Origin of the sequence: Microcoleus sp. MON1_C1 (assembly GCF_036701945.1) — a bacterium.
Classification (GTDB): domain Bacteria; phylum Cyanobacteriota; class Cyanobacteriia; order Cyanobacteriales; family Microcoleaceae; genus Microcoleus.
Map to the genome: position 1 here is coordinate 1 of NZ_JAUBRO010000052.1, position 4,867 is coordinate 4,867.

Annotated in this window: 2 protein-coding genes and 1 pseudogene; all 3 read right to left on the reverse strand. The window is 46.6% G+C overall.

The window, feature by feature from the left end; genetic code table 11:
* Nucleotides 1–398 (reverse strand): leucine-rich repeat domain-containing protein (locus QUA62_RS23700; protein ID WP_333407156.1); only part of this gene is annotated, 398 nt, incomplete at its 3' end.
* 795 nt (nucleotides 399–1,193) lie between these two features.
* Nucleotides 1,194–2,429 (reverse strand): annotated as a pseudogene (locus tag QUA62_RS23705) (tetratricopeptide repeat protein); the annotation flags it as partial.
* A gap of 85 nt (nucleotides 2,430–2,514) precedes the next feature.
* A partial coding sequence (locus tag QUA62_RS23710) for a CHAT domain-containing protein (protein WP_333407158.1) occupies nucleotides 2,515–4,867 on the reverse strand: 2,353 nt, incomplete at its 5' end.

Genomic DNA, 4,867 nt, shown 5'->3' on the forward strand with positions numbered 1-4,867 from the left:
AGATTCGACAATTGCCCGAGCGCCTCTGGGATGGAAGTAATCTGATTCCTACTGAGGTCAAGCCATGTCAGATTCGACAATTGCCCGAGCGCCTCTGGGATGGAAGTAATCTGATTCCTACTAAGGTCAAGCCGTGTGAGATTCGACAATTGCCCGAGCGCCTCTGGGATGGAGGTAATCTCATTGCTATTGAGGTCAAGCCATGTCAGATTCGACAATTGTCCGAGCGCCTCTGGGATAGAAGTAATCTCATTGCTATTGAGGAGAAGCCCTGTCAGATGCGTACACTTGACAATTTCCGGTGGCAATTCTTTCAAATCCAGCCCCGACAAATTCAGTTGCCTCAATTTTTTATTGGTAGCTCGCTCAATTCGTCGCACTGCTTCCTCTAGCGTCATGTCCTTTGTCTCTCCGTAGTATTCATTTTATTGTGACAATCAAATTTAGCCTATTGGAAAAACGGCAAGAAGCAGGATACGGCAACAAGAGGACACACTAATGCCGTTCCCCAAAAATTAATCTGGCAATGAATATGTTCAAGGAAGGCAAGAAGTATTTTTTAACCCCAGACTTAAAAGGCTTTTAAGTGTATGAAAGTAGGAGCATGCCACAAAAGATCAATAAAATAAACTTGACTAGCCAGTTAATTCTGACATTATATTTTCGTGCAAGTAAAGACCAGAGGGGAGGAAAAACGAGTAGCAGCATAAGAAAGAAAGCTATAGCACCTAGTTGGTATCGCTTGCTCTCTGTGTAAGAGAGGAATAAAAATGTTCCTAATCCAACAAAACAGTAAATGGAGAAAAACCAACTAATTACTTGGCCGAGCGTCTTCATATTCCAACCTCTCTTCCTGACTCTAATTATGGTTGCTATGTGTAGTTGAGAGCCCGTAGGGAACTTCTCTTTTGGTTGATAATTTCATTAAAGCCTGAGCTTTATTGACTTCCTGACTGACTTTTGAGTGACTTTCCATCGACTTTCCATCGTAGGCTGACGTAGCTGTAATGGTTGTAAGGATTTAGATGGAAAATGAAATTGGGCGTTGCTAATTCACAGTATGAATAAACTTTTCGCTTGATGTTACAAAACTCACTCTACTTGGCTTATAGCCATTCCGAAAACTTGAATTCATATCTGTATTCAGCAACGCCCATTTTTCTACTACGACGCGTTGCTTTTTATGGGTTGCTAGCACGTTTCCTGGCTTCTGATGCTTTGATATCATAACCGGAGCTGGGATTAGCTTGGTGCAGTTGCATTAACAGGTCGATGTAAAATTTGTAGTATTCCCGCACTGTGGCCAAATATGAGCTGCGGAGTTCGGGGCTGGCTATTTTGGTGCGGAGGTTTTCGATGATTTTGAGAGAGGATTCAATGTCATTAAGGGCTTCGGTAAGATTGTTTTGGTGGCGTTTGACAGAAGCTATGCTGTAGAGGGTGAGAGCTTCCCCGTGGCGATCACCTACTGCCCGACTCAGGGGAAGCGACTGGCTGTAATACTCTAGCGCTTTCTGTTTTTCTCCCAATGCTAAGTAGACTTGACCTATGTTGTTGAGGGTAGTAGCTTCCCCGCCGCGATCGCCGTTTGCCCGACTCAGGGGAAGCGACTGGTTGTAATACTCTAGCGCTTTCTGTTTTTCTCCCAATTCATCGTAGACACCGCCAATGTTGTTGAGGGTGCCAGCTTCCCCACGGCGATCGCCCACTGCCCGACTCAGGGGAAGCGACTGGTTGTAATACTCTAGTGCTTTCTGTTTTTCTCCCAATGCTAAGTAGACACTGCCGATGTTGTTGAGGGTGGTAGCTTCCCTGCTGCGATCGCCCGCTGCCCGGCTTAGGGGAAGTGACTGGTTGTAATACTCTAGAGCTTTCTGTTTTTCTCCCAATTCCTCGTAGGCTAAGCCGATGTTGTTGAGGGTGGTAGCTTCCCCACGGCGATCACCGTTTGCCAGACTCAGGGGAAGCGACTGGCTGTAATACTCTAGCGCTTTCTGTTTTTCTCCCAATGCTGAGTAGACTAAGCCGATATTGCTGAGGGTAGCAGCTTCCCCGTGGCGATCACCTACTGCCCGACTCAAGGAAAGCGACTGGCTGTAATACTCTAGCGCTTTCTGTTTTTCTCCCAATTCTGAGTAGACTCTAGCAATGCTGTTGAAGGTGAGAGCTTCTCTAGTGCGATCGCCCGCTTCTCTATACAGCTTTAATGCTTGTTCCAACTTGATGATCGCACTTCTTTTTGCTTCCGCCGTTCCTTGCTGGTACAGTTGTACTCCTTCCTTTAATGCTGTTTCAGCAGCGTCGCTACTGGTAGTTTGTGCTGTTTGTACAACTTTACCAACTGGCACGGCTGCTGCCACTGGCTGACTTAACTGAACCGAAAGTGCGATCGACATACCAGCCAAAAACCATTGAGCGCGATCTAGCATAGTCACCCCTTTTGTATTTTTGTCAATTTTACTCACTAGCTCGCTTAGTGTAAAGGCAGGGAGAAGTGAGATTATGCCCGCTATATCATTTCCACTCGCCTTGCAAGGTAAAAGCAGCCCAATAATAGGGAGATTTCCATTTTTCCTGCTGCATCATTTCAATCTGCGCCGTCCTCAAAGCTGCCGCCGGCGCTAACTTTTGTTGCTCCATTTTTTGATAAAACTTTTGCATTAACACGGCAGTTCCTTCATCATCCACACTCCACAAACTCACCGCCACCCGCTGCGCTCCCGCATACATAAAACCTCGTGTTAACCCCACCATTCCTTCACCTTTAACATTCTGTCCCATTCCCGATTGACAAGCACTTAAAACCACTAAATTTGCTGCTAGTTTCAAGTTAAAAATATCCGTGAGGCGCAAGAAACCATTAACAAAATTGCCCTTGTCATCTATCATCGACATCAGAATTCCTGACAATTCGGGATTTTTGCTGTTGGCAATGCCGTGGGTAGCAAAGTGAACGATTTGATAATTGGCTAAATTTCCATCGGTAGCAGTAGTGCGACTGGCATCAAAATCAAATATTTGACGGCTAGAAGCAGAGGGGAATAAGTTGGATATTGTTTGGGCTTCTTGGCGGGTAAATGGTAGACGTTCGGGCGGCCATTGCCGATTAGAAGCACGAATCGATTGACTTAAGCCGAGGTTATTTGCTTCTAATTTTTCTGTTGTTGCTTGGGTTATTTTTCCTTTAATTCTTTCATCGTCTGGACTGAAAACAGGATCTGCTAAAATTGCTAAATTTCGGCTTGGTGGTTTTCTATCTCCGTAATTTTGCCTGAGAATGGCGAGAGTGGAGGCGGAAGGCAGGGTAATAATTTCATGTTCGACAATTAAGGGAACATTGGTATTTGAGCCAGCGGTTTGGGCAAGAGTTAAAGCTTGAAAAGGGGTATAGTGCAGCACGCCGTCGGGAACAATTAATAAGCGTTTATTGCCTAATTGGGCTGCGGCAGGTTGTAAAATCACTTGACCCAGATTGGCGCTGGCTTGGGCAACTTGTTGGGGAATATCTCTCTGGATTGGGCTAGTTATTGTCTCTAGGAAGTCCTTAGCTGCTGTTTCAATATCTGCGCGCTTTGGTAATTCATAGCTGGTTACTCCTGTTGATGTCACAACCCACAAATAACTGCGGTTTGTGCCGAGAGAATACTGCAATAAAATCGTGTTTTCATCGAGGATCAGTTTCTGAATTTCTGGGAGGGCTAAAGGTTGGGGTTGGGTAAGGGCAGCGTAGCGGGGGCTGGCGGTACGAATATTGGTTTGAATTTGCTGATATAGTCCCAAAAGTGCGAGGCGCTGTTTATCGATTTCAGCGATTTTAGTTGCGTTGGGATTGGGGGTGCTGATTGTTTCGATGCGCTGCTTTTCAATGGCATCGAGTTGCTGTTGCAAGCTCTTTTCTTGTTGCAGTAACTCGGGGGAAATACCTTCGCGAATGTTGGCGTTACTTTCTTGGAGGAGTTCCAGGAGGCTGCGGGCCCTCGAACGTTCGCTGGCTTCTAAGGCTTTGCGATCGTAACCGGATTTAGGATTAGTTTTATGCAGTTGCATTAACAAATCGATGTAGAGTTCGTAGTAGTCCTGTACTGTGGCAAAGTATGAGGTGCGGAGTTCTGGGCTGGCAATTTTGGTGCGGAGGTTTTCGATTATTTTGAGAGAGGATTCAATGTCGTTGAGAGCTTCGGTAAGATTGTTTTGGTCGCGTTTGACAGAAGCGATATTGATGAGGGTAGTGGCTTCGATAGAGCGATCGCCTACTGCTCGACTCAGGGGAATGGACTGGCTGTAATACTCTAGCGCTTTCTGTTTTTCTCCCAATTCTGAGTAGACACTCCCGATATTCGTGAGGGTGGCAGCTTCCCCAGGGCGATCGCCGGTTGCCCGACTCAGGGGAAGCGACTGGCTGTAATACTCTAGCGCTTTCTGTTTTTCTCCCAATTTTGAGTAGACTAAGCCGATGTTGTTGAGCGTAGTAGCTTCCCCTGAGCGATTGCCCACCGCCCGAAATAGGGGAAGGGACTGGGTGTAATACTCTAGCGCTTTCTGTTTTTCTCCCAATTTTGAGTAGACTAAGCCGATGTTGTTGAGCGTAGTAGCTTCCCCTGAGCGATTGCCCACCGCCCGAAATAGGGGAAGGGACTGGGTGTAATACTCTAGCGCTTTCTGTTTTTCTCCCAAATCAGAGTAGACACTCCCGATGGTGTTGAGGGTGGTAGCTTCCCCCCCACGATCGCCTACTGCCCGTCTCAGGGGAAGGGACTGGCTGTAATACTCTAGCGCTTTCTGTTTTTCTCCCAATTGTGAGTAGGCTTTACCTATGTTGTTGAGGGTGGTAGCTTCCCCCCCGCGATCGCCCACGGCTCGAAATAGG